This is a genomic window from Mesorhizobium sp. M2A.F.Ca.ET.039.01.1.1, from assembly GCF_003998035.1.
GTDB lineage: Bacteria > Pseudomonadota > Alphaproteobacteria > Rhizobiales > Rhizobiaceae > Mesorhizobium.
Window position 1 is genome coordinate 1 of the sequence record NZ_RZRY01001030.1, and the last position, 1,738, is coordinate 1,738.

3 protein-coding genes are annotated in these 1,738 nt (G+C 65.8%); 2 read left to right on the plus strand and 1 reads right to left on the minus strand.

Going from position 1 to position 1,738, the window contains the following annotated elements; all coding sequences use genetic code 11:
• Together EOA24_RS36920 and EOA24_RS36925 are read left to right on the plus strand one after the other, a co-directional pair.
• The coding region (locus tag EOA24_RS36920) for a BRCT domain-containing protein (RefSeq protein WP_281059927.1) at window positions 1-511 on the plus strand (511 nt) is incomplete at its 5' end.
• The gene (locus tag EOA24_RS36925; protein WP_126082006.1) at window positions 511-1,203 is read left to right on the plus strand and encodes a TIGR02453 family protein; all 693 of its coding nucleotides are present in this window, start codon (window positions 511-513) and stop codon (window positions 1,201-1,203) included. The genes EOA24_RS36920 and EOA24_RS36925, both read left to right, overlap by 1 nt.
• Before the next feature lie 27 nt (window positions 1,204-1,230).
• Here EOA24_RS36925 and EOA24_RS36930 read toward each other — a convergent pair.
• The coding region (locus EOA24_RS36930; protein ID WP_133374848.1) for an SDR family oxidoreductase at window positions 1,231-1,738 on the minus strand (508 nt) is incomplete at its 5' end.

The window sequence follows — 1,738 nt, forward strand, 5'->3', positions numbered from 1 at the left end:
CTTCATCTTCGCGCTCGGCATCCGCCATATCGGCGAGACGACGGCGGCCGTGCTTGCCCGCCAGTTCTCGACCATCGAGGAGCTGATCCGCGTCGGCAAGGAGACGGCAAAGGCGGAGGATCCGCACAGCGTCTTCCCGTCGATCAACGGCATCGGCGACACGGTGATCAACGCGTTGCGCGACTTTTTCGGCAATGAGCGCAACGACGACGTGCTGGATGCCTTGCTCGCGCAGGTCCACCCCAAGCCTTATGTCATGGAAATCTCGGCCGGCAGCGAAGTCTCCGGCAAGACGGTGGTGTTCACCGGCACGCTGGAAAAGATGACGCGCTCCGAGGCCAAGGCGATGGCCGAGCGGCTCGGCGCCAAGGTGGCTGGCTCGGTTTCGGCCAAGACCGACCTGGTGGTGGCGGGGCCCGGCGCCGGCTCGAAGCTGAAAGTTGCAAGCGAGCTCGGCATCGAGGTGATCGACGAGGACACCTGGCTGCAGCGCATCGGCAGGGCTGGCTGATGACTGGCGCGTTCAAGGGATTTGGGCCGAAGGCCATCCCGTTCCTCAAGGCGCTCGATTTCCATCAGAGCCGCGAATGGTTCCAGGAGAACCGCGACCTCTTCGACAGCGAGCTGCACGGACCGTTCTGCGATCTGGTCGAGACGCTCACCACGCGCTTCGAAGCAGCCAAGCTCGGGCTGCGCGGTGACCGCAAGAGGTCGCTGTTCCGCATCAATCGCGACGTGCGCTTCTCAAAGGACAAGCGGCCCTATAACCGGCATCTCTCAGCGATCCTGTCGCCCGACGGCACCAAGATGGAGCAGGGCGTCTTCTATGTGCATATCGGGCTCGAGCGCTGCTTCGCCGGCGTTGCCTGGTGGCAGCCAGCGCCTGAACTGCTGCAGGCGATGCGCAAGGCGATCGTCACCAAGCCGTCCGCGTTCCGCGCCATGGTTTCATCGCTCAAGAAGGCCGGGCTGGAACTCGATGCGGAAGACCGCCTGAAGCGGGCGCCGCGCGGCTTCGAAGACGTTGGCGACGAGGATCTCACCCAAGCGGTGCGCAACCGGCATTTCGTGGTCCGGCACGACATCGATCCGGCGACGATCCATTCGCCGGCGCTGGTCGACGATCTCGTCGACTTCACGCTTCGCGCCAAGCCGCTGCTCGACTGGGGCAGGGCGATCCAGGGGACGGCCGTTGCTGCCTGACGCCGCCATTCGACGGTCGCCAGGCGCTTACATCCGCATCAGCAGGCCGCCATCGACGGCGAGTTCGATGCCGGTGATGTAGCTCGCGGCGTCGGAGAGCAGGAAGAGCGCGGCATTGGCCATGTCCTGCGGCGTGCCGATGCGGCCAAGCGGCGCATAGTTCGCAACGGCGGCGCGTTTTTCCTCGGTGTCCCAGCGCGCCTGCAGCGGCGTCAGCGCCATGCCGGGGCAGATGGCATTCGAACGGATGCGCTCGCTCGCAAGCTGCATGGCGAGCGACTTGGACAGCGCGCACACGCCGGCCTTCGAGGCCTGGTAGGCGTCCTGCGGGTTGGGGTCGCCGCGATACCACTGGATGGTCGAGAAATGCACCATGGCGCCGCCGCGCCCGCCGGCGCGCATGTGGGGAACGACGGCGCGCGCCGTGTGCACGAAGGACTTCAGGTTGATGTTGAAGACGTCGTCCCAGACGCCGAGATCCATGTCGAGCGCCGACTTGTCGCGGCCGAACCACAGCACGCCGGCGACATTGGCC

Bases quoted from the DNA above. Each gene is read 5' to 3' on its own strand.
- EOA24_RS36925 (WP_126082006.1), top strand. From the start codon at position 511: ATGACTGGCGCGTTCAAGGGATTTGGGCCGAAGGCCATCCCGTTCCTC.